General features: G+C 68.2%; 22 protein-coding genes. 11 read left to right on the plus strand and 11 right to left on the minus strand.

Features of this window, described 5'->3' with window-relative positions; genetic code table 11:
* The first annotated feature begins 560 nt into the window (after positions 1 to 560).
* On the plus strand, positions 561 to 2,084 hold the full coding sequence (locus ACFTS5_RS02390) for a flavin-containing monooxygenase (RefSeq protein WP_378626798.1): 1,524 nt from the start codon (positions 561 to 563) through the stop codon (positions 2,082 to 2,084).
* 68 nt (positions 2,085 to 2,152) lie between these two features.
* Here the strand turns inward: ACFTS5_RS02390 and ACFTS5_RS02395 are convergent, their stop codons facing one another.
* From ACFTS5_RS02395 to ACFTS5_RS02410, 4 genes are all read right to left on the minus strand, one after another.
* Entirely contained in the window at positions 2,153 to 2,437 is a 285-nt protein-coding gene (locus ACFTS5_RS02395) for a GlsB/YeaQ/YmgE family stress response membrane protein (RefSeq protein WP_378626799.1), read from the minus strand.
* A gap of 171 nt (positions 2,438 to 2,608) precedes the next feature.
* Positions 2,609 to 3,139 (minus strand): hypothetical protein, encoded by a 531-nt coding sequence (locus tag ACFTS5_RS02400; protein ID WP_378626800.1) that lies wholly within the window; start codon positions 3,137 to 3,139, stop codon positions 2,609 to 2,611.
* A gap of 92 nt (positions 3,140 to 3,231) precedes the next feature.
* Positions 3,232 to 4,935 (minus strand): amidohydrolase, encoded by a 1,704-nt coding sequence (locus tag ACFTS5_RS02405; RefSeq protein WP_378626802.1) that lies wholly within the window; start codon positions 4,933 to 4,935, stop codon positions 3,232 to 3,234.
* A gap of 226 nt (positions 4,936 to 5,161) precedes the next feature.
* Positions 5,162 to 5,680, minus strand: coding sequence for a MarR family winged helix-turn-helix transcriptional regulator (locus ACFTS5_RS02410; RefSeq protein ID WP_378626804.1), 519 nt, complete (start codon positions 5,678 to 5,680; stop codon positions 5,162 to 5,164).
* 90 nt (positions 5,681 to 5,770) lie between these two features.
* Between ACFTS5_RS02410 and ACFTS5_RS02415 the strand changes: the two genes are divergently transcribed.
* The 7 genes from ACFTS5_RS02415 (at position 5,771) to ACFTS5_RS02445 (ending at position 14,963) form a co-directional block, all read left to right on the plus strand.
* Complete coding sequence (locus ACFTS5_RS02415) at positions 5,771 to 7,876, plus strand: MMPL family transporter (protein WP_378628296.1); 2,106 nt, start codon at positions 5,771 to 5,773, stop codon at positions 7,874 to 7,876.
* An 83-nt stretch (positions 7,877 to 7,959) separates the two neighbouring features.
* Entirely contained in the window at positions 7,960 to 8,403 is a 444-nt protein-coding gene (locus ACFTS5_RS02420) for a DUF5990 family protein (protein WP_378626805.1), read from the plus strand.
* Positions 8,404 to 8,462: 59 nt separating this feature from the next.
* The gene (locus tag ACFTS5_RS02425) at positions 8,463 to 9,065 is read left to right on the plus strand and encodes a hypothetical protein (protein WP_378626807.1); all 603 of its coding nucleotides are present in this window, start codon (positions 8,463 to 8,465) and stop codon (positions 9,063 to 9,065) included.
* Between the two features lie 210 nt (positions 9,066 to 9,275).
* A complete protein-coding gene (locus ACFTS5_RS02430; RefSeq protein WP_378628298.1) occupies positions 9,276 to 10,694 on the plus strand; it encodes a glyceraldehyde-3-phosphate dehydrogenase in 1,419 nt (472 codons plus the stop codon).
* Positions 10,695 to 10,979: 285 nt separating this feature from the next.
* Entirely contained in the window at positions 10,980 to 12,362 is a 1,383-nt protein-coding gene (locus ACFTS5_RS02435) for a hypothetical protein (protein ID WP_378626808.1), read from the plus strand.
* Positions 12,363 to 12,495: 133 nt separating this feature from the next.
* The gene (locus ACFTS5_RS02440) at positions 12,496 to 13,743 is read left to right on the plus strand and encodes an AAA family ATPase (protein ID WP_378626809.1); all 1,248 of its coding nucleotides are present in this window, start codon (positions 12,496 to 12,498) and stop codon (positions 13,741 to 13,743) included.
* Complete coding sequence (locus ACFTS5_RS02445) at positions 13,740 to 14,963, plus strand: VWA-like domain-containing protein (RefSeq protein ID WP_378626811.1); 1,224 nt, start codon at positions 13,740 to 13,742, stop codon at positions 14,961 to 14,963. Before ACFTS5_RS02440 ends, ACFTS5_RS02445 begins: the two co-directional genes overlap by 4 nt.
* An 11-nt stretch (positions 14,964 to 14,974) precedes the next feature.
* Here ACFTS5_RS02445 and ACFTS5_RS02450 read toward each other — a convergent pair whose 3' ends face one another.
* Positions 14,975 to 15,385, minus strand: coding sequence for a hypothetical protein (locus ACFTS5_RS02450; protein WP_378626813.1), 411 nt, complete (start codon positions 15,383 to 15,385; stop codon positions 14,975 to 14,977).
* A 179-nt stretch (positions 15,386 to 15,564) separates the two neighbouring features.
* On the opposite strand from ACFTS5_RS02450, the gene ACFTS5_RS02455 reads away from it, so the two are divergent.
* Genes ACFTS5_RS02455 through ACFTS5_RS02465 form a run of 3 tightly spaced genes read left to right on the plus strand, consistent with a single transcriptional unit; the run spans position 15,565 to position 19,221 of the window.
* On the plus strand, positions 15,565 to 16,497 hold the full coding sequence (locus tag ACFTS5_RS02455; protein ID WP_378626815.1) for a PDR/VanB family oxidoreductase: 933 nt from the start codon (positions 15,565 to 15,567) through the stop codon (positions 16,495 to 16,497).
* Between the two features lie 13 nt (positions 16,498 to 16,510).
* The gene (locus ACFTS5_RS02460; RefSeq protein ID WP_378626816.1) at positions 16,511 to 17,713 is read left to right on the plus strand and encodes an FAD-dependent oxidoreductase; all 1,203 of its coding nucleotides are present in this window, start codon (positions 16,511 to 16,513) and stop codon (positions 17,711 to 17,713) included.
* Positions 17,710 to 19,221 (plus strand): class I adenylate-forming enzyme family protein, encoded by a 1,512-nt coding sequence (locus ACFTS5_RS02465; RefSeq protein WP_378626818.1) that lies wholly within the window; start codon positions 17,710 to 17,712, stop codon positions 19,219 to 19,221. The genes ACFTS5_RS02460 and ACFTS5_RS02465 overlap by 4 nt, the downstream gene beginning before the upstream one ends.
* Here ACFTS5_RS02465 and ACFTS5_RS02470 read toward each other — a convergent pair.
* From ACFTS5_RS02470 to ACFTS5_RS02495, 6 genes are read right to left on the minus strand one after another with little or no spacing between them, the layout of a single operon-like run.
* Positions 19,199 to 19,909 (minus strand): 5'/3'-nucleotidase SurE, encoded by a 711-nt coding sequence (locus tag ACFTS5_RS02470; RefSeq protein ID WP_378626820.1) that lies wholly within the window; start codon positions 19,907 to 19,909, stop codon positions 19,199 to 19,201. The two genes, ACFTS5_RS02465 and ACFTS5_RS02470, sit on opposite strands and share 23 nt — an antisense overlap.
* Positions 19,884 to 21,065 carry an ABC transporter ATP-binding protein gene (locus ACFTS5_RS02475; RefSeq protein WP_378626821.1) on the minus strand — a complete coding sequence of 394 codons (1,182 nt, stop codon included), beginning with the start codon at positions 21,063 to 21,065 and terminating at the stop codon, positions 19,884 to 19,886. Before ACFTS5_RS02475 ends, ACFTS5_RS02470 begins: the two co-directional genes overlap by 26 nt.
* Positions 21,066 to 21,070: 5 nt before the next feature.
* Complete coding sequence (locus ACFTS5_RS02480) at positions 21,071 to 21,886, minus strand: carbohydrate ABC transporter permease (protein ID WP_378626823.1); 816 nt, start codon at positions 21,884 to 21,886, stop codon at positions 21,071 to 21,073.
* Positions 21,873 to 22,799, minus strand: coding sequence for a carbohydrate ABC transporter permease (locus ACFTS5_RS02485; RefSeq protein ID WP_378626824.1), 927 nt, complete (start codon positions 22,797 to 22,799; stop codon positions 21,873 to 21,875). The genes ACFTS5_RS02480 and ACFTS5_RS02485 overlap by 14 nt, the downstream gene beginning before the upstream one ends.
* Positions 22,796 to 23,782, minus strand: coding sequence for a sugar phosphate isomerase/epimerase family protein (locus ACFTS5_RS02490; protein WP_378626825.1), 987 nt, complete (start codon positions 23,780 to 23,782; stop codon positions 22,796 to 22,798). The genes ACFTS5_RS02485 and ACFTS5_RS02490 overlap by 4 nt, the downstream gene beginning before the upstream one ends.
* A gap of 47 nt (positions 23,783 to 23,829) precedes the next feature.
* Positions 23,830 to 25,122, minus strand: a complete 1,293-nt coding sequence (locus ACFTS5_RS02495) for an extracellular solute-binding protein (protein ID WP_378626827.1) — start codon at positions 25,120 to 25,122, stop codon at positions 23,830 to 23,832.
* Positions 25,123 to 25,144 lie beyond the last annotated feature (22 nt).

Below are 25,144 nucleotides of genomic sequence, written 5' to 3' on the forward strand. Positions count from 1 at the left end.
GCGGTGGGCCGCCGGATCGGCGGCTCATGTCGGCCCGAAGCGCGACGACACCCCGGCTCGACCGAGACCGCCTGCCGAACGGCTCGATTGCCGGATGATTGCCGTTGCTGGTGGGGCGGGGACAAGTCGCGTGCGCGCCGGTCGGAGAGAACTCCCGAGCCCGGAAGCAAGCGAATCATGTGCGGCCGTTTCCCGAGCATTGGAGGAGTTCACGGTATGACCTGTCCCAATTCGATTGTCCGGGTGGTGATTCCGCGGACAACAGCGTCGTCTTCGGCGCACCCGGGACTCGGACGTGGACCGCCGCGGTGGTGAAGGCAGAAATGGTCGTTGTCGACCGCTCTGCTCGCGAATTCACCCGGGGTCGCGTCGCCGCATTCAGCGCGCATCGTCCTCGGATACCGGATCGGGTGCCTCCCCGCGAGCACGGGGAGACACCCGAAAACAGCTCTGCACGGCGGTCGCCACCGCCCACAGAGCAGATGCAGACACTTGGAGAACTCTGCGATGACCACACTAGATGTACTCGTCATTCTCGCGCGCCCCTATGGCGCCCGCCGATGACCGGGCCCACGATCACCCACGAAGTAGTTGTCGTCGGGGCGGGCTTCGGTGGGCTCACCATGGCCGCGCAGCTGCGGCAGGCCGGGGTGCGCGACTTCCTGATCCTCGAAGAAGGACCCGAGGTCGGCGGGGTGTGGCGGGAGAACACCTATCCGGGCTGTTCCTGCGATGTGCCCGCGCACCTGTACTGCTTCGCCTTCGACCCTTATCGAGACGTTCGCGTGCGCTACCCGGATCAGCAGGCGATCTTGACCTACATGCGGGAGGTCACCGACCGCAACGGTTTGCGTGCGCATCTGCGCTGCGATACCGCCGTGACGGCCGCCGACTACAGCGACACCGACCGCACCTGGACCCTGACCACGACCACCGGGGAGCGGATCCGCACCGACGCGGTCGTGTGGGCGCTCGGCCAACTGCATCGACCCGCGATTCCTCGGTTGCGGGGAGCGCGCACCTTCGGTGGCCGTGCGTTCCACTCCGCACGGTGGGATCACACCGCGGATCTGCGCGGGCAGATCGCCGTCGTCGGCACCGGTTCCTCGGCGGCGCAGATGATTCCCGAGCTGGCCCGCGTCGCGGCCGGTGTCACCGTGTATCAGCGTTCCCCGTCCTGGGTGCTGCCCAAGCCCGCCGCGTCGTTCGGTCCGCTGTCGCGGTGGGCGCTGACGCATGTGCCCGGTCTGCACGACCTGTATCGGGCCGGGATCTACTACGCCGCTGATCTGGTTCTCGCGCCGATCATGCGCGCGGGGTGGTCGGCAGGACCGGCCGAACTCGTTGCGCGGGCCCACCTTCGGTGGCAGGTGCGCGATCGTGAACTGCGCGCGAAGCTCACACCGAACTACCGGATCGGGGAGAAACGGATCCTGCTCGACAGCGGATATTATCCGGCGCTGACCCAGCCACACGTCGAACTGGTCACCGACCGCATCGACCGGCTCGGCCCGGACGGGATACGCACTGTCGACGGCACCGAGCGCCGCGCCGATGTCATCGTGTGGGCTACCGGATTCCGTGCGCCGGAGTTCCTCGCCGGGGTGCGAATCCGTGGCCGTGGTGGAGTGGACCTGCACGACCGGTGGCGGCGCCGAGGACGACCGACCGCCTTCTACGGACTCGCGGTGCCCGGCTTTCCGAATCTCTACATGATCGCTGGGCCGCACTCGTTCACTCCGTCGAACAGCAACCCCTCGGTCAAGCAACACCAGGCCCGCTACATCACGCGCTGTCTGGCCCTCAGCGCGGACCGGGGTGCACCGGTGGAGGTGACCGAGCGGGCAATGGCGCGCTACCTCGACCGTCTGGATCATGCTCTCGCCCAGACGATCTGGTGTGAAGGTGCGGCGACGGCATGGTGGAAGCGCGCGGACGGCACGATCACCAATGCCTGGCCAGGAACCGTCAGCGAGTTCGAGCACGAGATCGTCGGCAGCGATCCAGCCGAGTCGTTCGCGAAGGTAGCCGCGACCACCGGAGCACGCGACGCCGATCGAGAGGTCGCGGAGCAGATCACCTGACCGCGCTACGGCGGGACCTCGGCACTGTTCGGCCGGGGCCCGCCGGGCAGCGGCACCGTTCGTTCGGCTCAGGCCACCGGCGGGTGTTTGCGGGCGCCCATCGACTCGGCCGCGAACAGCAGCACCACCGCCGCGATGACCGCGAGGACGAAGCCCCAGAAGTTGAGCTCGGTGATGGAGCCGACGCCGATGAGGCTGGCGATCACGCCCGCGATCAGCGCCGCAGCCATGCCGAGCACCAGGGTCATGCCCATGCTCATGTTCTCTTTACCCGGCTTGAGCACTCTGGCGAGCACGCCGACCACGGCGCCGATGATCAAGAATCCACAGATCTGAACAATCGCGTTCCACATCGCTCGAACCTCCACGTTGTGCCGATGGCCGGGGAGTGCCGGTTATGTTCGATCATTTCTCCCCTTCGCCCGCAGAACCAGGGTCGTGTCCTCGGCGTTGTCGAAGCGTGTCCGCGCCGACGCCGGATCACACCATCGCCGTCGATATCGCTCCGGTCGCCATGGACGGGCTCAGAACGCAGGATCCACCCGGCACTCGCTCGCGGACCGGCCCGTCGGGGCGGTGCCGTCGCCCTGATCGAACCGCCACTGTGCGATCGGGCCCGCCGGCCGCCAGCGCAGGCCGCGCCCGTCCGGCACGGCTTCGTAGACAGCTTCCCGACCGCTGACCAGCTGCTCACCCACGCAATAGTCGTGGTATCCGGTGCCCGGCTGGACCGCCCCCGCGCTGAAGCGGCCGGTGGGCTCGGCGGCGGCGCCCGGATTGGCGACCGTGCTCGTCCGATGCGTCGATGCTCCGCGATCCCAGCGTGCGTCCCCGGTCCGCGATCGGTCGCAGGTGAAGGTCCAGCCACCGGCGACGACGGTGGCTCCCTGTGAGTACGGGGTGCCCGCCCACAAACAGCTGACGGCGGTGTCCGCGGACGCGGTTCCCGTCGAGAGCCCGAGCAGGCCCGCTACCGTGACAGCCGATGCCAGCGCGGCTACACCGCGACGCCGTCGAACGGTTCCTGAAATATCCTGATTGCCAACGGTTTCCATCCTTCGATGCTCCCGTCGGGACGGGTCGGGCACATCAGGTCCCGACCCGGAGCTTCAGCTCAGGGATTCCCCTCGGTCGAGGGGGCGCAGGCTCAGCAGCACGGTCCGAGGTGCGCGCTCGGGCGCGGGGTCGTGTCGCTGTTCGGCACTGCGGCCAGGAACGCGTCGAGGTCGACCCGGCGCCCACCCACCCACGTGCCGTTGACCCGGACGGTCTCGCCCAACGTGGCCGGGTCGACCTCGTAGGGGTCACCGGACAACTCGACGAAGTCGGCCAGCTTGCCGACCGTGATGGACCCGATCAGGTGATCGCGGCGCAGGGTGCGGGCGGCGTTGATCGTCTGCGCGCGGATCGCGTCGTCGAGCGGAATCGCCTGATCGGCGCCGTGGACGGTGCCGGCGCGGGTGCGTCGGGAGGCGACGGTCTGGATGTTGACCAGCGGCGACGGTGGCGAGACCGGCCCGTCGTTGTGCAGGGACACACACGCCCCCGAGGCCAGCGCGTCGGCGGTGGGCTGCCACCGGCTGCCGTGTTCGTGATCGAAGATCGCGCCGTCGAGCAGATCGCCCCAGAAGTAGTACTGGAACGGTGACATCGACACGTGCACGCCCAGTCTGGCCGCACGATCCATCTGCGCGCGCGTCGCTCCGCCCAGGTGTTCGATCCGCCACCGGTGATCGGTGCCGGTCAGGCCGTGGCGCTGCAACGCCGCCTCGTAGGCGTCCAAGGCCAGCTCGACGGCGAGATCGCCGTTGGAATGGAACGACATCTGCCAGCCGGCGGGCGCGGCGTCGTCCAGAATCTCGTCCAGCTGCGATCGCGTGTAGTTCAGCGAACCGGTGCCGCCCGCGGTCGCCGGGTCGATACCGGCGCGCCGAGTCGCCTCGGTATCGAGGTAGGGAAACGACGTCGCCGCACTGCCCACCCAGACCGCACCGTCGGTCCAGAGCTTGACGCCGGCTTTGCGCAGCATCTCGTCGCCGGCGGCGAAGGTCTCGGGCTCGGTGTAGGTATCGGTGGTCGACATCTCCCACAGGTTGACCCGCAGCGGGCACGATATGGTGGCGGCCAGTGTCTCGTAGTCGTGTTTGGTCTGCGGGTCGTAGGCCATGTCCGAGGTCGTGGTGTACCCGGCGCGCGACATCGCCGCGAAGAACCCGGCGCCGCTGAGCAGCGGGCTGGGCATCTCGGCGATCAACGGAGTCATGACCGCGGTGAGCACCGGCACTTCGAATCCCTGACCGTCGAGCGAGCCGTCCGGATTGCGACCGTAGTGACCGCCGTCGGGGTCCGGTGGCGGGTTGCCGGACCAGCCGTACCGCTCGATGAGCGCGGTGTCGAAGTAGATGCCGTGCGCGGAGTTGTCCAGGACCACGGCCACCCGATCACCGAAGATCGCGTCCAGGTCCGATGCTGTCGGTGCCGCGTGTTCCTGGAGCAGTGCGTCGAACCCGTTGAACACCAACGGCGTCGACGGATCGGTCGCGGCGATGGCGGCTGTGAACACGGCCACCACATCGGCCCAGGTCGGGGCTACCCACGGGGTGATCTGCGCGATGGGTGGTTGGGTGAGGACCCCGCCCAGGAACGGATGCCCGTGCGGTTCGACGAACCCCGGCAGCAACGCTCGGGCGCCGGTATCGATGACCTCGGCATCCGGGGCCACCGCCGACACGCACTCGGCCAGCGACCCGACCGCGACGATGCGCGAACCCGAGACCGCGACGGCGTCAGCGCGAGGGCGGTCCTCGTCCATGGTGATCACGGTGCCTGCGGTGAGAACGAAATCCGACACAGCCAACTCCCTCGCTTGTGGTGTTCGAGGCGGAGAAGAACTCGGCCGACCGTGGACACCGATTCGGCGGCGACAAGGGCCGGACATGCTGCTGACCAGCACAGGCTATTCCGAGAGGGCTACCGGAAGAGGGGACGACACGCGTATCCGAGCGCAGATCGAGCGGCCCGGTAGACGTGGCGTCGTGGCGCGCTGAGTGGCTGCGAATGGCCGGTTCCGGACGTGCCTATTCGGCGGCGGTCTGCCCTGGCTCCGGCAGCTCGGCGTAGAACTCGCGCAGCGCGGCCGTGACGCTGACGAGCACGCGGTGGGCGGCCGTCAGGTCGCTGTCGGGCAGGGCGGACAGCGCCTCGCGGGTGCGGGAACCGAGCGGTCCGAAGAATCCGGCGGCGACCGACATGCCGTGGTCGGTATAGGTCAGGTTGACCCGCCGTCGGTCCGCCGGGTCGGGCACGCGGTCGAGGTGCCCGGATTCGATCATGCGCTCGACCAGGTAGGTGACGGCGGGCGCGGAGACGCCCATCAACTTGCTCAACTGGCCCGCGCTCACGGGTGCGCCCTCGGCGTCAGCCGTGGCGACATGCATCAGGGCGCGGAAATCGTTCGGGCGCAGGTCGTTCGATCGCGCGAAGACGTGACCGATCTGTTCGGAGATCGCGGTCAGCGCACGCAGATCCCGGGCGATGCCGGTTTCCAGCTCTGCCCGGTCGGCGGCCGGGTTCGTGTCGGCGGTGTCGTCATCCACGCGCGGCCTCCTCTCTGTCCGACAGGGAGCTTAGCCGTCGGAGCCACCGGCATTGCCAATTAGTTAAGTTTCTGAAATAGTTTCGGCGTGATGCGAGTGAGCGACGGAAACGGGTGGGACCGGTTCGCCGGGCTGGTCACCGGTCGGCGATCGTGGGCGGTACTGCTCGCTGTCGTCGCGGCCGCGATGGCGGTGATGGCGCTGGCAGGGAGCAACGACAGCGCGGGCCAGGCCCCGGTGTCGTTGCCACGATCGGCGGAATCTTCCCTGGCCGCCGAAGCGGCGGCACGGTTTCCCGATGCCGGAACCGCCGCCGCGATCATGGTGGCGACCCGCGTCGACGGCGGAGCGCTGACACCGGCCGATCTCACGGCACTGGACGCGGCGCTCACCCGCGCGGGTGGCCCGCCGACCGACGGTCCCCGGGTGATTCTCGCTCCCGACGAGCGGGCCGCGCTCGCCCAGATTCCGGTGTCCGCACAGCTCAACGGCTTCGCGCTCACCGACCGGATCGGCGAACTCCGCGCCGCCGTCACCACCGATCTGCCCGATACGCTGCGCGTGCAGATCACCGGCGGACCGGCTTTCGGCGCCGACATCGCCGACTCCTTCTCCGGTGCGAACTCGCTGCTGCTGATCGTCACCGCGATCGTGGTGATGGCCCTGCTCATCGTCACCTATCGCTCGCCGGTGTTGTGGCTGGTGCCGCTGACGGTGGTCGGGCTCGCCGACCGCGTCGCCACCAGTGTCGGCACGCTCCTGGCCGAGCTCACCGGACTCGCTTTCGACGGTTCGACGTCGGGCATCACCAGCGTGCTGGTCTTCGGGGCGGGAACGAACTACGCGCTGCTGTTGGTATCGCGGTATCGCGACGAACTGCATCGCCACACCGACCATCGAGCAGCGTTGCGCGCCGCGGTGCGTCATGCCGCGCCCGCCATCGTGGCCAGCAATGTCACCGTTGTCCTGGCTCTGCTGACGCTGTTGCTCGCGCTGCTCCCCAACACCCGCAGCCTCGGCGCGTTCGCCGCCGCGGGACTCGTGGTGGCGCTGATCTTCGTGCTCGCCGCGTTGCCGCCGGCGCTGGCACTGTGCGGCCGGCGGGTCTTCTGGCCGTTCGTGCCGAAGGCGGACGGGCGCGACGCGGCCGAGCAGGGCGTCTGGGCGGTCGTCGCGAAGCGGGTGGTGCGACGCCCTGCCGTCGTGGCCGGGGCGGCGTCGGCGGTGCTGATCGTCTTCGCGACCGGGCTCGTGACCACCGATATCGGGCTCTCGCAGACCGAGCAGTTCCGCGTCGAGGCCGAGTCCGTCGACGGGCTGGAAACGATGGCCGACCACTTCCCGTCCGGTTCGTCGGATCCCGCCGTGGTGATCGCGCGCAGCGAAACCACCACCCCGATCCAGTCGGCCCTCGATGGCGTGCGGGGCATTTCGCGCGCCACCGCTACCGGTACCTCCGCCGACGGTGCGACACGGTGGTCGGTCGTGCTGGACGCGCCGCCCGGCTCGGCGGAGGCGTTCACCACCATCGAGGCGATCAGGACGGCGGTCGGCACGGTTCCCGGCGCCGAGGCCCTCGTCGGCGGTACGGACGCCGAAGCGCTCGACATCCGCGACGCCGCCCGCCGTGACCAGGCGCTGGTCATTCCGCTGATCCTCGCCGTCGTGCTGCTGGTGTTGCTGGCACTGCTGCGCGCGGTGCCCGCCGCCGTGCTGCTCGTCGGCGTCACGGTGCTCAGCGCGCTCGCGGCGCTCGGTGCGGGCAGCTGGATCAGCGGCACGATCTTCGGCTTCCCCGCACTGGACACGAACGTGCCGCTGTTCGGTTTCCTGTTCCTGGTCGCGCTGGGTGTGGACTACACGATCTTCCTGGTCACCAGGGCCCGCGAGGAAGCGGGCGCGCACGGCACCACCCAGGGCATGGTGCGCGCGGTCGCCTCGACCGGGGCCGTGATCACCAGCGCCGGCGTGGTGCTGGCAGCGGTGTTCTGTGTGCTCGGTGTGCTGCCGTTGATCACCCTGACCCAGTTGGGCATCGTGGTCGGGATCGGCATCCTGCTGGATACGTTCGTGGTGCGCACCTTGGTTGTCCCCGCGCTGTTCGCGCTGCTGGGCGACAAGGTGTGGTGGCCGGGAGCGCTCGCGAAAGCCGAAGCGGCGCAGTCTGCGTCGACCGAGACAGTGGCGGTGAACTGAGCTCCGCGGGCGAAATCGACGGACTCCGCTGCCTCGCCGAACGTTGTTCGGAACGTGGCAGGGGCATGCGGGAGAATCGCGGGATGCGCATCCGAATCGTGGGGACACAGCTGCCGGGGTCGTTTTGTCGACCGCCCGGGATCGAGACGGCGTACTCGAACATTCATGTCGGCGTGCGGCGCAGGAACCGGCCGCAGGAGCTGCTCGACCTACAGCGTGGTGACGCGGAATCGGTCTCGTGGACGGTGGAGGGCACCGTCCACGAGACCGACGTCCGAGGTACCCACATCCAGGGCCGACCGGGGGAGCGGTTCCTCTACCTCAGCTGGGTCAGCGTCGATGATGCCGGAACGCTCACGATGTTCCGGCGCGCCAAGCTGATGCTCGCCGACGTCCCCGCCGAGACGCTGGCGGCCGCGGTCGAATCGGGCGTGCTCGAGGCTCGTCTCGGCCTCACGGACGCGACCGGAAACCCGTTGTGCGCGAGGGTGGAACCCGCGACGATCCGCTGGGCTGCCGCGACCTGACCACGGCATCGACCCGCGGCGCTGACCGGCGCCGCACGATGTCGGACCACGGTGGCAGGATGCGAAGGGTGGGTGACTACTTCGAACGGATCGTCGATCTCGATGTGGCCGTGGCGGATGCCGAGGCGTCGGCCGGGGCGACGATCGACTGGATGGTGTCGCGGGGGTGGCTGCTGTGGGAGACCTCGGCGGACGCGATGTACAGCCTCCACGCCGACGAAGGGTATGTGGCAGGGCCCGCCTGGGCGACGATCGCCCAGGATTGGGGCGCCGAGTGGATTCCCGCACCGGTAGCGGTCGTCGTCGGCCGCCACGCCCACTACGGCGGTCAGGGCGAGATCGCACCGGCCGACGCCACGTGCCCGAGCTGCCGGGCAACCACGGTGATCATCGACTACCCACAGGCCTGGGAACCTGATCCCGCAGTGTGGCAACCGTTTTCGGACGCGATCGAAGCGTGGGAACAGACGGGCGCCGGTGCGGTGGCATGCACCGCGTGCGGTACCACCAGCGCGATCACCGACTGGCAATGGCCGGGGGGCTTCGCCCTCGGCGCCCTTGCCTTCGACTTCTGGGGCTGGCCACCGCTGACCGACGAATTCATCGCCGAGTTCACCGCCCGACTCGGCCACCGCGTCGAGCACCACACCGGCAAGTTCTGAACCGTGTTCGGTGTCACGGGTCACAGTCGCCCGATCCCGGGCATTCCTCTCGGCACAGTGCGCACGATCTCACCGGTGGGGAGTGGCCCACGGTGAAAATTCCGCGCTCACTAGCATCGATGCAGCGGAAATATCGATGAACCCAGAGGACGTGTGTTGACTACCGAACAACTTGATCGCTGGAACGCTCAGGAAGCTGCGGCGGAGGCGATGATTCCCATCATCGGGACGTTGTACCGCAGCAAGGGTGTGACGATTCTGCTGCACAGCCGGTCGCTGGTGAACAAGTCGGTGATCAGCATCCTGCGGACGCATCGGTTCGCGCGGCAGATCGGCGGCGAAGAGCTGTCGGTGGACGAGACCCTGCCGTTCCTCGAGGTGATCAGCCGGCTGGATCTGGGACCGTGCAAGATCGACCTGGGACAGCTGGTGATGGCATTTCACGCCGACGAGCGGGGCCTGTCGGTCGAGGAGTTCACCACCTCGGTGCTGGCCGAGGTGAGCGACGGCAACAAGGCCGTGTCACAGGGACCGCGTGATGTGGTGCTCTACGGGTTCGGGCGGATCGGGCGGCTGGTCACCCGGCTGCTGATCGAGAAGGCCGGGTCGGGCAACGGGCTGAGCCTGCGCGCGGTGGTCGTGCGCAAGGGCGGTGACGACGACCTGGCCAAGCGAGCGTCGCTGCTGCGTCGCGACTCGGTGCACGGGCACTTCAACGGCACGATCAAGGTCGACACCGACAACGACACGATCACCGCGAACGGCAACGTCATCAAGTTCATCTACAGCGATGACCCGACGACCATCGATTACACCGCCTACGGCATCGACAACGCGATCCTGATCGACAACACCGGTCGCTGGCGTGACCGCGACGGCCTGGAGCAGCACCTGCGCCCCGGCATCGCGAAGGTCGTGCTCACCGCGCCCGGCAAGGGTGACGTGCCCAACATCGTGCACGGCGTCAACCACCGCGACCTGGACCTGTCGCAGCAGATCTTCTCCTGCGCCTCCTGCACGACCAACGCGATCGTGCCGCCGCTCAAGGCCATGGACGACGAGTTCGGCATCGTGCGCGGGCACGTGGAGACGGTGCACTCGTTCACCAACGACCAGAACCTGCTGGACAACTACCACAAGGCCGATCGTCGCGGTCGCTCCGCGCCGTTCAACCTGGTACTCACCGAGACCGGCGCCGCCTCCGCGGTGGCCAAGGCGATGCCGGACTTCAAGGCCAAGATCACCGGCAACTCGATCCGCGTGCCCACCCCGGACGTCTCCGTCGCGATCCTGAACCTGCAGCTGAAGCAGGACACGACCAAGGAAGACGTGCTCGCGTACCTGCGTCAGGTATCCCTGGCGGGCCCGTTGAGTCGCAACCTCGACTACACCGCCGCCACCGACGCGGTCTCGAGCGACTTCATCGGTTCGCGCGCGGCCTCGATCATCGACGCCAACGCCACCATCGTCGAGGGTGACACCGCCATCCTCTACGTCTGGTACGACAACGAATTCGGCTACTCGTGCCAGGTGGTGCGGACCGTGCAGTACATCTCGGGCATCGAATACCCGACCTACCCGCAGCTGGGTGCGCAGTCCGACACGCGCGAGCTCACCGACGCGCGGTAGCGACCCTCCGGCAAGGCGGGCATCTGGTCTGTGACCGGGGCCCGCCTGCCTCGTCGACTCGGTGGCAGCGCATGCGAGGCGACCACCACCGCTTGTCGGGTCGCGCGTTGTTGTGCATACTGGCGACATGACATCGAGTCGAAAGGGCGTTCTGCGCCCGGGCCGTTGAGCCCCACGCCGGTCATCGAACCGGCTTCTCTCCCGCGTGAACGCGGGGAATTCACCGAAAATCCGCAGTCTTCCCGTACGTCCTATGACGATGCGCGCCTCGACCTCTGGCTGCGTGTGCGCGAACTCGCTGTGCCGTCCGCCATGATCGAGGCCGCCACCGCACGGCGGCTCGTCGGCGACTGGTCGGGGGCCTGCGCCGCTGCGCATGTCGATCTCGATGTGGATCTGCGGGCGCTGGCGCGGACCCACGGGCGAGGACTCGCCGCTCGGGTACGGGCCGACCTGCGGTATCTGGCACCGGACCTGTTGCGCTGGCATCTTCCCAGAATCGCGCCGGACGGTCTGTTGCGACCCGGGTTGACGATGGTGCTGGCTCGCTACGAATCCGGGAGCGTCACCGGTCTCGACAGCGCGGCCGGTGACGTAACGCAGTGTGACGGTGCGGATTCCGTGTATCTGGTGGTCCGTACGCCACCGGCCTGGGCGGCTGCCGGACAGCGGATCAGCCTCGCGCTGTGGGACATGACGTGCCCCACGACCAGCGCGCGCATGCACCCACATCCCCGACCCAACAGTCGCTACCGACTCGACCTGCACCGGCACCTGTGGGATTCGCGCAGGGCAGGGGAGTTGCGACACCGTTCTGGGGCAGCACAATTCGCCGCACAGAGGCTCGCGACAGGCGGCGACGGCGATCTCGGGGATGCTGTGCCCGCAACGGTGCCGCCGGGTTGCGCCGTCGACCGGTGGGCGGAGGAAGCGGGGATTCTGTTGCGGGCCGGTGAGCGTCGATCCGGGTTGGTGCTGGTGCGGTGTGGTGCGCGGAAACGTGTCGTTCTGGACGTGCGTGCGGACGACCCACTCGCCGTGCGGATTTCGCGAGAACACCCGCGCGGCGGAATCTCCGCCCTTCCGGTGCTACCCGATGCGGCGACCTGGGTGCTCCCCGATCTGGAATTGCTGCGAGCGGGCGTGATCGGCGCCGATCGACTGCATCCGCTGGTCGCCTCGGCGCTCGGCTGTGACGGCGCGCCGACCGAGACATCCGGGACTACCGCCGCCGGTCATCGGATCGTGGAGTGCCGGGGTGAACGCCACCGGATCGGGTTGGTGAACGGCGTGCTCGCCGCCCTGGATCACGACCCCGCCGAAATCCGGCGTGAAGAACTGCTGGCGGCCCTGACCGGAACACCGATGGCCTGCCTTCAGGCCATCGACCGATCACTGCGCCAACCGGATTGGCTCGCCGGCGTCTGCGATCGCCTGGACCATGGCGATATCGACGGCGCCCTCACCATCGTCGAAGGCAAGCTCGGCGCCGACGCGGTGCTGCGCGACGGACCGCTTCGCGACGCACTCGAAGCTGCTGTGCGGCAACGGATCACCTATGGCCTGTTCCGGGCCGGCCTACCCGCACCCGGTCGCGGCCACATCCCTCCCGATCGGTACGACCGCAAGGGCCGTCGCCCCCGCCCGAGGCACCTGACCTTGCACTGAGTTGCCGTCCGGGCCATCAGGGCGCGTCTTGTCGCGCTGCTGACCTTCGTGCTGTCTCGCCCGACCCTGCGGTCGAGCTCGCTCCACCCGCTCTCGTCCATCGAATTCTTCTGAACCCAAAGGTGATTCACACATGTCTGTTCATACCCTCTGCCCGTCGCTCCCGATTCGCGCCACCGACTCCCAGCTCGACGTCGCGGGCGAACTCCTCGCCCTGCTGGGTACGGTGAAAACGGAGCCGCGCACCAACACGCAACTGGAAGCGCTCACCTTGGCCGTGGCCGCCGATCTGCCGGTGCTGCTGTGGGGTGAGCCGGGCATCGGCAAGACCGCTGCCCTGACCCAGCTCGCGCAGTCCCTTGACCTGCCGCTGACCACGGTGATCGCGAGTGTGCACGAGCCGTCGGACTTCTCCGGCCTGCCGATCATCGGCGACGACCCCGCGACCCAGGGCGTACCGATGGCGCCGCCGGACTGGGCGGTTCGACTCGTACGGGCCGGGCGCGGTCTGCTGTTCCTCGACGAACTGTCCACCGCACCGCCCGCCGTGCAGGCAGCGCTGCTGCGCGTTGTTCTCGAACGGCGGGTCGGCGCACTGGAACTGCCGCCGGGTGTGCGCATCGTCGCGGCCGCCAACCCACGCTCGTCGGCGGCCGACGGCTGGGAGCTGAGCCCGCCGCTGGCGAACCGATTCGTGCACCTGCAGTGGACTCACGAGCACGACGTCGTCGTCCGCGGCCTCGGCGGAACCTGGCCACACGCGACCTTGCCTCGGCTCGCTCCCGAAAGCCTGCCGGAGGCGGTCGCCTTCGCCCGTCGCGCGGTATGCACCTTGCTCGCGGCTCGGCCCAAGCTCGTGCACCAGATGCCCACCACCGAAACCCGGCGGGGCGGTGCCTGGGCATCACCACGGAGTTGGGAGATGACCGTGCGGCTGATCGCCTTCGCCACCGCGGCCGACGCGAGTCGTGACGTGCTGTCGCAGTTGATCCGCGGCACCGTCGGTGACGGGCCCGGTTTCGAACTGCTCACCAGCATCGACCGGATGGATCTGCCCGATCCGGAAGCACTGCTGGCCGATCCGGTCGCCGCCGAACTGCCGATCCGAGGCGACCTGCGCCAGGCCGTTCTCGACGGTGTGGTGGCGGCGGTGCGCAAACGACCGGAGCGGGCTCGATGGGACGCGGCTTGGTCGCTGCTGGTGAAAGCCGTGGAAACCGGAGCACCCGACCTGGTGGTTGTTCCCGCGACAACGCTGGCCACGCTGCGCCGCGAGAACTGGGAGGTGCCCGCGGCGATCGAACAACTCGCCGGGGTGGTGTCGGTGTCGCAGAGTGCCGATCGCGCCGCGGCCCGCGTTGCCGTGAAGGCGGGCCGATGACAGCGGATACCACCGGATTGGATTTCGGCAAGCTGTATGCCGCACGGCTGCACGCGGTTTCGGCCCGCCCCTATCTGGCGACCGCTCTGTACGCGCTGCACATCGTCGAGTCGCCGAGGGCGCCGACGATGGGCGTGGACAAACACTGGCGGTGCTACGTCTCGCCACGATTCGTCGACTGCACACCGGTGGAAGAACTGGCGTCGATCCTGGTGCACGAGGTGTCGCACCTGCTGCGAGACCATCACGCGCGCAGCGACCGCTACGCCCACGCCCACGACCTGACCGGTCCGGGGGAACGGCTGCGGATGAACATCGCCGCGGACGCCGAGATCAACGATGACGCGTTCGGTGACGGGCTGGTCTGGCCCGAGGGCGCCGTGCTGCCCAGCACATTGGGGCTGGACCCAGGGCACCTCATGGAGGACTACCTGGGTCAGTTCCGCCTCGGGCGGCTGACCGAAGACATGGCGTGGCTCGACTGCGGCAGCGGCGCGGACGGATCGGACCGCGAATGGGAGCTGGGACCCGACGGTGCGGACGGTCTCAGCGAACAGCAGCGCGACGGCGTCCGATTCCTTGTGGCACAGGGCATCGTCGGGCGTCCAGGAGACGCGCCCCAGGGGTGGCGACGCTGGGCGAAGGAGGCGTTGCATCCTTCCCAGCCGTGGCGGGACCTGCTCGGCGCGGCACTGCGCGCGGCCGCCTCGGCTCCCGGAGTCGGCGAGGACTACACCTACCGGCGTCCCGCCCGCCGCTGCACCGCACTGCCCGGCATCGTGTTGCCCAGCCTGCGTCGCACCCCACCCAAGGTCAGCGTGGTCATCGACACCTCGGGCTCGGTCAGCGACGACGAGCTGGGCAGCGCCCTGCTCGAAGTCGCCGCCATCATCCGCGCCGTCGGCGGCCGCCGCGACCTGGTCACCGTGTTCTCCTGCGACGCGGCGGCCAGAATCGCCCACCCGCTGTGCCAGGCCGAGGGCATGACGCTGATCGGCGGTGGCGGCACCGACCTGCGCACCGGTTTCACCCAAGCCTTGCGCACCCGGCCGGACGTCCTCGTCGCCCTGACCGACGGCCAAACCCCCTGGCCCTCCCACCAACCGGCCTGCCGAACCGTCGTCGGACTCTTCCGCCGAGAACGCGCGTGGCGCCACGACGACCCGGACTACGTCCCGGACAGCCCACCCGCATGGGCGCGAGTGGTCGACATCGGCTGACGGGTCATCCACTACTGGGCGCGCCGCGCCCGTACCAGCGGCGACACGAACATGAACGAGCCGGACAGGAAGAGCCCGGCGAGGGGGATCAGCGGGAGGTAGGAGATCCACACGATCGGCTCCGGTTGTGCCAGCGCGATCACCGTGGCGACAACAGTGACGACGAATACCACCGCCGACCAGCGATGCACCTGACGGCCGCGACCAGCACTGCCGCCGAACGCCGACAGCCGGTGCGGGCCGCGCAAGAGCCGTACGAACATCGACGCACCGGACAGGAACAGCCCGGCGAGCGGAATGAGCGGCAGGTAGACCACCCATTCGGGCCCGCTGAGCGACAACCCGATCACCGTGATGAGCACGGCCGCGAGGAAGGCGACGGCGAGCACGCGATGAGTTCGCCGAACCCAGCTGATGTTCATCGAAAACCCTTTCGTCGATCCATGGAAAACAATGCTGACACGGCGCCGACCTGGAAACTTCTCGATTCCTGATCGTTTCTCCCGCCGACCACCGATAGTCGATCGACCCCATTTCAATCCGGCAATTCGTTGAAAGTATCAATCCCCGCGGGCCGCCGAACCCCTGCGAGACTCGTCGTGTGATCAGCGCGATTGTGCGAATTCGGTCCATCACCTACGAATCAGAGGGCGTGCTGTCCTTTGTGCTCACCGACCCCGGCGGCGCGCCACTGCCGCCGTGGGCGCCGGGTGCGCACGTGGACGTCGTCCTGCCCGACGGCGTCGTTCGCCAGTACTCGCTGTGTGGCGATCCCGCGAATCGGGACAGTTATCGCATCGCGGTGCTGCTCGAGGAGCAGGGCCGCGGCGGGTCGGCGTGGATGCACGAGAACGTGCGGCCGGGCACGCTGTTGGAGATCCGGGAGCCACGCAACAATTTCCCGCTCACGCAGGCGGCGAGCTACCTCCTGATCGCCGGCGGCATCGGGATCACGCCGCTGTTGCCGATGATCCGCGAACTGGAACAGCGCGGCGCCGACTGGCAACTGCACTATGGCGGCCGCACCGGCGCGCGGATGGCGTTCGCCGGCGAGCTGTCCGTCTACGGTGCGAGGGTTCGTCGCTACGCGCAGGACGAAGTCGGGCTGATGCCACTGGCCGAGATTCTCGAGCCGGTGACCTCAGGCACGCTCGTGTACTGCTGTGGTCCCGAGCCGCTGTTGGCCGCGGTCGAGCAGCACTGTGTCGCGGATGCCCTGCGGGTCGAGCGTTTTCATCCCAAGGAGATCGTGGCCACCGGACCCGACCGGCCGACCACCGTCGTGCTCAACCGTTCCGGCCGGACCATCGAAGTACCGGCCGGGTCGTCGGTCCTGGACGCACTCGAACGGGCCGGCTCCGACGTGCTGTGGTCGTGCCGCGAAGGAACGTGCGCGACCTGCGAGACCACCGTGCTCGAAGGCGAAGTCGAGCACCGTGATTCGGTGCTCACCCCGGCCGAACAAGAGTCGGGCAAAACCATGATGATCTGCGTTTCCCGAGCGCGCACGGACCGTCTCGTGCTCGATGCCTGAAAGGTCGAAAACTGTGCACGATGTCATTGTTGTCGGCGCGCGCTGCGCCGGCGCCACGGTCGCGATGCTGCTCGCGCGGCGTGGCTACCGGGTGCTCTGCGTCGACCAGGCGCTGTTTCCCAAGGATGCCGTGTCGACCCACATGCTGCGGCAGAGTGGTCTGGCGCGACTGCGGGATTGGGGCCTGCTCGATCGGCTGAAAGCCACCGGCTGCACGCCCATCCACTCGATCACCATGTCCTACGCCGATGCCCACTTCTCCGGCTTCTCCGACCCGATCGACGGTATCGCCGAGACCTACGCGCCGCGGCGCATCGTGCTCGACAAGCTGCTGCAGGATGCCGCCCGCGAGGCCGGGGTCGATCTGCGCGAAGGCGTCACCGTGACAGATCTGGTGCGCGACGGTGAGTTCGTCACCGGCATCGTCGGTCGCGACCGCGACGGCGAAACGGTGACCGAACACGCTCGCCTCGTCATCGGCGCCGACGGATACGCGTCCACCGTCGCCCAGCTCACCGGGGCCCAGAAATACGACGTGATCCCGGGGGAGACCTTCACCGCCTACTCCTACTGGTCCGGCCTGACCATGCAGAGCCAGTTGCGGATCGGCGACAAGCAGGCGGTCGGCGGCTGGCCGACCAACGACGGCAAGACGCTGATCTGGTGTGTGCAATACGTCGACCGGTTCGCGCCGTTCCGCACCGATGTCGAGGCCAACTTCTCGTTGGCGTTCAAGGAAACCGCGCCCGACCTCGCCGAACTGCTCGACACCGGCGAACGCGACGAACGGTTCTACATCGCCCGCTACCCGGAGAACTTCTACCGCGAATCGCACGGCCCCGGGTGGGCGCTGGTCGGCGACGCCGGATATCACAAGGACCCCTTCACCGGGCTCGGGATCAGTGACGCGTTCACCTACGCCGACCTGCTCGCCGAGCGGGCGCACGAGGGGCTGTCGGCGGCGCGGCCACTCGACGAAGCGCTCGCCGAGTATCAGGCGCAGCGGGATCGGTCGAGCAAGCCGATGTACCGGTTCACCTGTGAGTCCTCGCGACTGGTGCTGCCGGACAAGCACGTCGAGGTGATGCGCGCGTTGCCGAGCAGTGCGAAGCACACGCAGCAGTGGTTCCGGATGATGGCGGGCGGGCTCAGCGGCCGGGACTTCTTCGCCGAGGACAACCTCGCCGCGCTGCTGGACCCGCAGGGTGCGCGATGACCGTGCAACCGTTCGAGACCGCCGGCATCTTTCGCGACGAGCACGGTGTCGCGCACTACGCCGACCTGCCCGATTCCCTGGTGGACATGCTGCGCCGAACCGTGAAGACGTGGCCCGAGCAGGAAGCCGTCGTCGAGATCGGTGGCGAGCGACTCTCGTACCGGCGATTGTGGGACCGGGCTGCCGAGGTCTCCGGTGGGCTGCGGGACAAGGGAATTCTGCCGGGCGACCGTGTCGCCATCTTGTTGAACGCCGGAACGGAGTGGGTGGTCGGCTTTCTCGGGATCGTGCTCGCGGGTGCGGTTGCCGTGCCGGTCAACACCCGATTCGCGGACCCCGAAATCGATTATGTCCTGACCGATTCCGATGCCGCGTTCAGTCTGCGGCCGAACGAAGCACTGCCCCAGGGCGATCCCTACGTCCACGAGGGCGCGGGCCCCACGGACCTGGCCGCGATCTTCTACACCAGCGGGACGACCGGACGACCCAAGGGGGCGATGACCACGCATCGCAACCTGCTGTCCACCGTGGAGAACGTGCGCCGGCTCGCCCACATCGCCGCCGACGAAGGCCCGACCCTGCGCAACCTGGTCTCCGTGCCGTTGTTCCACGTCACCGCCTGCAACAGTCAGCTGATTCCCCAGCTGGCCATCGGCGGCAGCACGATCATCCTGCCGCAGTTCAAGATTCAGGCTTTCCTGCGGGCGATCGTCGACGAGCGGATCACCTCGCTCACCAATACTCCCGCCATCTACTACCTCGCGTTCCGGCAACCCGACTTCGCCGACTTCGATCTGAGCGCGGTGAACCGGGTCGCCTACGGCGGCGCGCCGGTCACTCCCGCGCTGGTCGCCGAGATCGCCCGGCACTTTCCGAACGCGCGGCTGGCCAACGGGTTCGGTCTGACCGAGACCTCGTCCATCGCGACCTACCTGCCCCACGAATGGGCCACCGAACACGCGGAATCGGTGGGGTTCGCCGCGCCGATCATCGACCTGGCCATCGACGCGCCCGATCCGGTCAGCGGAGTCGGCGAACTGCTCATCCGCGGTGCCACTGTCGTCGCCGGATACTGGAACAACCCCGCCGCCACCGCCGCGACCTTCGTCGACGGCTGGCTGCGCACCGGTGACCTCGCCCGCATCGACGAGCGGGGACTGGTGTCGATCGCCGATCGGGCCAAGGACATGATCAACCGCGGCGGCGAGAACGTCTACTGCGTCGAGGTGGAGAACGCCCTCGCCGGGGCCCCGGGCATCGGCGAATCCGCGGTGGTCGGGGTGCCCGACGACATGATGGGCGAGAAGGTCGGCGCGGTGGTGGTGCCGGTCGAGGGTGTCGAGTTCGACGAAGCCGCCGTGCTCGACTACCTGCGCGAGCGGCTCGCCGATTTCAAAGTGCCCCAGTACTTCTCGGTGCGTACGGCGCCGTTGCCGCGCAACCCCGGCGGGAAGGTCGTGAAGACCGCGTTGCGGTCCGAACCGTTCAAGCCCGCCGGACGAGGGTGATGCTGGTCCGCCGCTGTTCGGCGAAGGCGTGGATGTCGTCGTCGGGCGCCAGATCCTCGGCACGGTAACCGATCGTGCTGAGGATGGCGCCCTGGGCGATGTCGAAGACATCGGTGTAGTACAGCGCGCGGCTGACCCTGGTGTAGGCCGGATCCGCGCCCCGGTCGGTGCCGGACAGGTTGACGTTCGCGGTGAACCAGCCTGCCCGCGCTGTGAGCAGCGTGGTGAGTACCCCGGCTGTCGCCTTGGGGACCCAGCTCCAATCCCAATCGTGCGGCGCGTTCCACGGACCACCGAACTCGCGCGAGAGCGCGATGCCGGGCACCCCGCGCGCTCCCGCCTCCTGGACGGCACCGTAGGTGCCGCTGACATTGAGTGTGGCGCCGATGTTCTCGCCCGCGTTCACCCCGCTCAGGCACAGATCCACCGGCGCGATGACCCCGGAGGTCAGCGCGAAGACCACGCAGGCCGCCGGGGTCGACCCCACGTGAATCGTGGGGATTCCGGCGGTCGGCGCCGCCCACTCCCACTCCACCGCGACGCCACTGCGCCGGGACTGGCTCGCGCCCGACATCGGACCGCTCGGTGCTACCACCGTCGCGTCGATGCCGAGCGCCCGCACGGCTTCCGCTAACGCCAGGAGCCCCGGCGCGCGGTATCCGTCATCGTTGGTGATCAGCAGGTGCATCGAATTCCGTTATCCGGGAGCCGGTGTCGGGGTCGAACAGGTGCAGCCGGTGGGCAGGGACGAACACCTGGATCCGTGCGCCGACGGCCGGGGCCGGATCGTTGGCGGGCAGCGTCACGGCCCAGCGGCCCGATTCGCCGGTGCACTGCGCGATCTTGGAGTCGCCGGTGAACTCGACCAGCTCCACCACACCGTGCACGAGCAAGCCCGGCCCGTCGTGGTCACGGAGCGTGCCGTCAGCGGGCCGCCAGCCCAGTTTCAGTTCGGCGGGAACACCGGGGACAGCCTGGGGGAGCAGTACTTCCAGTCCGCGCCCGGTCATCTCGTCCCCGGCTTCGTTCATCGTCACCGTCGCCAGGTTCATCGGCGGGCTACCCAGGAACGTCGCGACGAACAGATCGACCGGTCGCCGGTACACCTGCGCCGGACTACCGACCTGCAACACCCGCGAGTTGTTCATCACCACCAGGTGGGTGGCCATCGACAATGCCTCGAGCTGGTCATGGGTGACGAGCACGACGGTATTGCCGAGCTCGCGATGCAGCCGTACCAGCTCGACCCGGGCCTGCTGGCGCAGCTGCGCGTCGAGCGCGGACAGCGGTTCGTCGAGCAGCAGCACCTTGGGCTGCCGAACGATCGCCCTGGCCAGCCCGACCCGCTGACGCTGACCGCCCGAGAGCTGAGCGGGCTTGCGGTGGCGCAGTTCGCTCAGTCCGAGGCTGTCGCACGCGCCGGCCACCCGTCGCTCGATCTCGGTGCGGTCCAGCCCGGACTTGCGGTTGTGCTTGCCCTCGAGCCGAAGGCCGAAGGAGATATTGCGCTCGACGGTCATGTGCGGGTACAGCGCGAAATCCTGGAACACCATCGAGACTCCGCGTCGTCCCGGCGCCACCTCGGTGACGTCGGCGCCGTCGATGAGCACTCGCCCCGCGGTGGGGGTGATCAGGCCCGACACCACGCCGAGCGCGGTCGACTTGCCGCAGCCGGACGGGCCGACCAGCACGGTCAGCGATTGTCCGGGTACGTGCAGCAGGTCGACGTCGAGGGCCGGGCGGTCCTCGTCGTATCGCTTGGTGATGCCGTCGAGCACCACGCCGGCCGAGAGATCGAGCTCGGTGGTCAGCACCGGGGGCTCGCTCACACTGAGACTGGTCATGTCGATTACCGAACCCCTGAATGAAGGAAGGCGTCCGCGATCCGTCGCGACGCCAGGACATAGATGATGACGACCGGCAGTGATGCCAGCATCGCCGCGGCGAGCATCGGGCCGTACTCCGCGCTCTCCGGACCGAGGAACAGGGCCAGACCCGGCTGGATGGTCGTGTCCTCCGGATCGGGCATCACCAGCAGCGGCCACAGGAATTCGTTCCACGTACTGATGAACAGCAGGATCGCCACCGCGCCCAAGGCCGGGCGCAGTACGCCGAGCACCACGTGGCGCAGGATCTCCCACGACGTGGCGCCTTCGAGCACCGCCGCACCGATCAGCGATTGCGGCACCGAACGAATGTGGTCGCGCAGCAACAGCACCGCGAGCGCGCTGACACCGAGCTGCGGGATGATCACCCCGATCGTGTGGCCCTGCCAGCCCAGCTTCGCGGTCATCAGGAACTGCGGGATGATCAGCGCCTGCGGCGGGATCAGCAGCGAAATACCGACGGCCGCAAGGACGAAGCCACGGGCGCGGGCCTTGTCGAAACGCACCAGCGCGTAGGCGGCGGGCAGTGCGACCAGCATCGTCGCGATGGTGACGCCGGCGGCCATGACGAACGTGTTGAGCAGCAGCCGCCCGATCGGGAACCGGCCTACCGCCATCTCGTAGTTCTCCAGGCTGGCCGGATACGGGAGCGGGTTCAGATCGAAGATCGTCGACACCGGTTTGAAGGAAGTGGTCAGCGCCAAGACCACCGGGAACAGCATCAGCACAATGGCTGTGATCAGAAGCAGGTGTCTGCCGATCGCGTCACCGCGTCGCACGGAATCTCCTCGAGAGCAGGGTGTGGACGGTCAGGAGCAGCCCGAACGCGAGCGCGATGACGATGGCCGCCGCCGATGCGGTGCCCGCGTCGAAAAAGGTGAAACCGTAGGTGTAGAGCCGGTAGTAGACGTTGTCGGTGGCATTGCTGGGTCCGCCACGGGTGAGCACACCGATATTGGTGAACAGCCAAGGCCACACCACCACCATCGACAGCATCCCGAGCAGGATGATCGGGCGACGCAGCTGCGGCAGGATGATCGACCGGGTGATCTCACCTTCGGTGGCGTCGTCCAGGCGCGCGGCGTCGACGGTGCGACGGTCCAGATTCGCCAGCGCCGCTCCGAACAGCAAAGTGTTGAGTGCCACCACCTTCGGTGCCGTGACCACGACGATGGTCGGCAACGCGGTGGCCGGGTCACCGAGCCAGTTGACCGGCTCCACTCCGACGAATCCGAGCGTTTGATTCACGATGCCGTACAGCGGGTCCAGAATGAACTGCCACGACAGCGCGTTGGCGACCGGCGCGAGCACGACCGGCAGGAACAACAGCATCCGGTAGAACTCGCTGACCCGGCCCGGGCGCTTCCACAGCGCGATGGCCAGCGCGCACGGTACTACCGTCGCGAACGGCAGCACGAACAGCGCGTACTTCAGCGTGTTCCAGGCCGCGTTGCCGAATTCCGGTTCGGTGATGAGGGTTTCGTAGTTCTTCAGACCGTTGAACTCGATGTCGGGGGACACCAGGTTCCAGTCCAGAAAGCTGAGCACCGCGGTGAACACGAGCGGACCGTAGACCCACACGGCGATCGAGAGCATGGTCGGCGAGAAGTACAGCCAGGCGAGCCCGGTCGCGGCGGGGCGTTCGGCCACGCGCGCCTTCGGCGTCACCTCGGGGGTCTTGGTGAGCGTCATGAACGGGCTCGCACATCGAGCATCCGCAGGGTGGTGTCCAGGGCTTCCGCGTAATGGCGGGCGTGGCGCATCTCGATGATGATCGCCGGATCGCGGGGGAACGACGTCGCCAGGACCTCCGCCAGCGGGATCGTGCCCCAGCCGGGTGGCAGGTGCAGATCGCCCTCACCGAGGAGTTCGAGTTCGTACGGGCTGGCATCGGGCTGGCGGGCCATCCGGCCGAAATTGTCGTGCAGGTGAACATGGCCGACAACCGGGGCGACCTCGCGTATCGCGGCGAGGTAGTCGTAGTTCAGGTAGCCGGCCGACAGGTACGCGTGGCCGACGTCGAGGCACATCGTCACCGCGGGGTGATCGATCTGCTGCACCTGCTCGGCGACCATGTCCAGGCGCATCCCGTAGGAACGGCGGGTGAGTACCGCGGGACCCGGCGCCCGGTTCTCGACGGCGATCGTGACCCCGCGCGCGCCGGATTCGTCGGCCAGCTCGCGCAGCATCGTGCGCTCGGTCGCCATGCCCGCGGTGAGTGCCGCACCGTCGCTGTAGAGGTTCGGCAGCACTCCGGCGTGGTAGACCAGCACCTCGGCGCCGATCGCGGCGGCCACCTCCAGATCCGCCAGCAGACCGAGTTGCTGCGCGGAGGCGGAGCCCGTGTCGAGCAGATTGCCGGTCCGTCCGGACGAATGCCACGAACTGTGCAGGGTCAGCCGGAGTCGGCAATCGGCGAGCGCGTCGCGTAGCGCCGCCAGCCGGGAGCGCTGCACCCGTCCGCCGATCACCACCCCGAGGCCGCAGCCACCGAGCTCGGCATAGCCGAACCCGGCGGTCGCGGCCTCATCGAGGAATTCGCGCATCTCCTCGAAATCGGAGCGCAGGAGCTGCTTTCCCGACCACGGATTGACCGTCAGGCCGATCTTGTTCGGGATCGCGCCGCCGTCGGTCGAACCGTTCGGCGGCGTGTGTGCGAATACCTGGTGTGACAACGGTGTCTCTCTTCGAGGGGGTGGTGGTCAGCGGATGGTGCGTGAACTCAGTTGAGTCCGCGGATCTTCGCGGCGGCGGCGCGCAGGGTCGCCGCCGGGTCGGCGCCGCGAAGGACGATCGGTTCGACGGCTTCGTCCTGGAGGATGACGACGCCCTGGTTGGACTGCTTGCCCGGGAAGGCGGTGTAGGGAGCCAGATCGGCCATCTGCTTGACAGCCGAGCCGAGTCGCGGATCGGCCGAGGACTCCGCCGCGGTCCGCAGCGGCAGGTAGCCCATCTGCGAGGCGATGAGCTTGAAGCTCTCGTCGTTGGTCATGAACTGCACGAACTTCCACGCCGCCTTCGCCTTGGCGGCGTCCTTGGCCACGACCGTCAGGCCGGAGCCGGAGAAGGTGGGGCGGGCAGGCAGGTTGTCGAAGGCGGGCAGCGGCGCCACCTGCAGGGCGAACTTGCCCTTGGCTGCCGCGTCGAGGGTCAGCAGACCACCGCCGGTGGTGACCAGCATGCCGAGCTTGCCCGAGTTGAAAGCGCTTTGCGCGGAGGCGAAGTCGACCGCGGGCTGCACACCGGACTTGGTCAGATCCTGGATCGTCGACAGCGCGGTGATCACCGGGGCCGAGTCGACGGTGACTTCACCGCTGCTCGACACCAGCGCGCCACCGGCGCTGTTGACCAGGGACTGGGTCAGGTAGTCGGACTTGCCCGGGTCGGCCGCCGAGACGTACACGCCCTGCGCCTCGGTCTTGTCCTTGATCGCCTGCGCGGCCTGCTTGAGCTGGGCCATCGTCTTGGGCGGCTGGGCGGGATCGAGCCCGGCGGCGGTGAACAGGTCGGCGTTGTAGAAGACCACCGGGGTGGCCATCATGAACGGCATCGCGACCGGCTTCTTCGCACCGGCGACCGGGGTCGCCTTCAGCACCGACGGCACGAAGCCCGCCATGTGCTTGTTCCACTCGTCGGTGCCGGCGACCTCTTCGAGCGACCGCAGCGGCAAGGTCTGCGAGGCCTGCGCGACCTTGCTCCATCCGATCTGCGCGACATCGGGCGGGTTGCCCGCCACCACTTCGCTCTGGAGTTTGGTGAGCGCGTCGGCCGTCGGGACCGACTGCGGCTTGACGGTGATCTTCGGGTTGGCGGTCTGGAAGTCGTTGATCAACTTCTCGATGCCCTTGCCCAGCGGGTTGGCCTGTCCGTAGGTGTAGGACAGGAAGGTGATGGTCACCGGGTCGTCGGCCGCGGCCGGGGCCGAGGTGTTCTGGCCGCAGGCTGCGAGCAGCGTGGTGACCGCGACGAGCACGATCCCCCATCCGGCCTTACGGCCGTGGTGGTGCGAGTTCATAACAGGCTTTCTGTGGAGGGGG

The organism is Nocardia sp. NPDC056952, assembly GCF_042674185.1.
In the GTDB taxonomy this organism is placed as follows: domain Bacteria; phylum Actinomycetota; class Actinomycetes; order Mycobacteriales; family Mycobacteriaceae; genus Nocardia.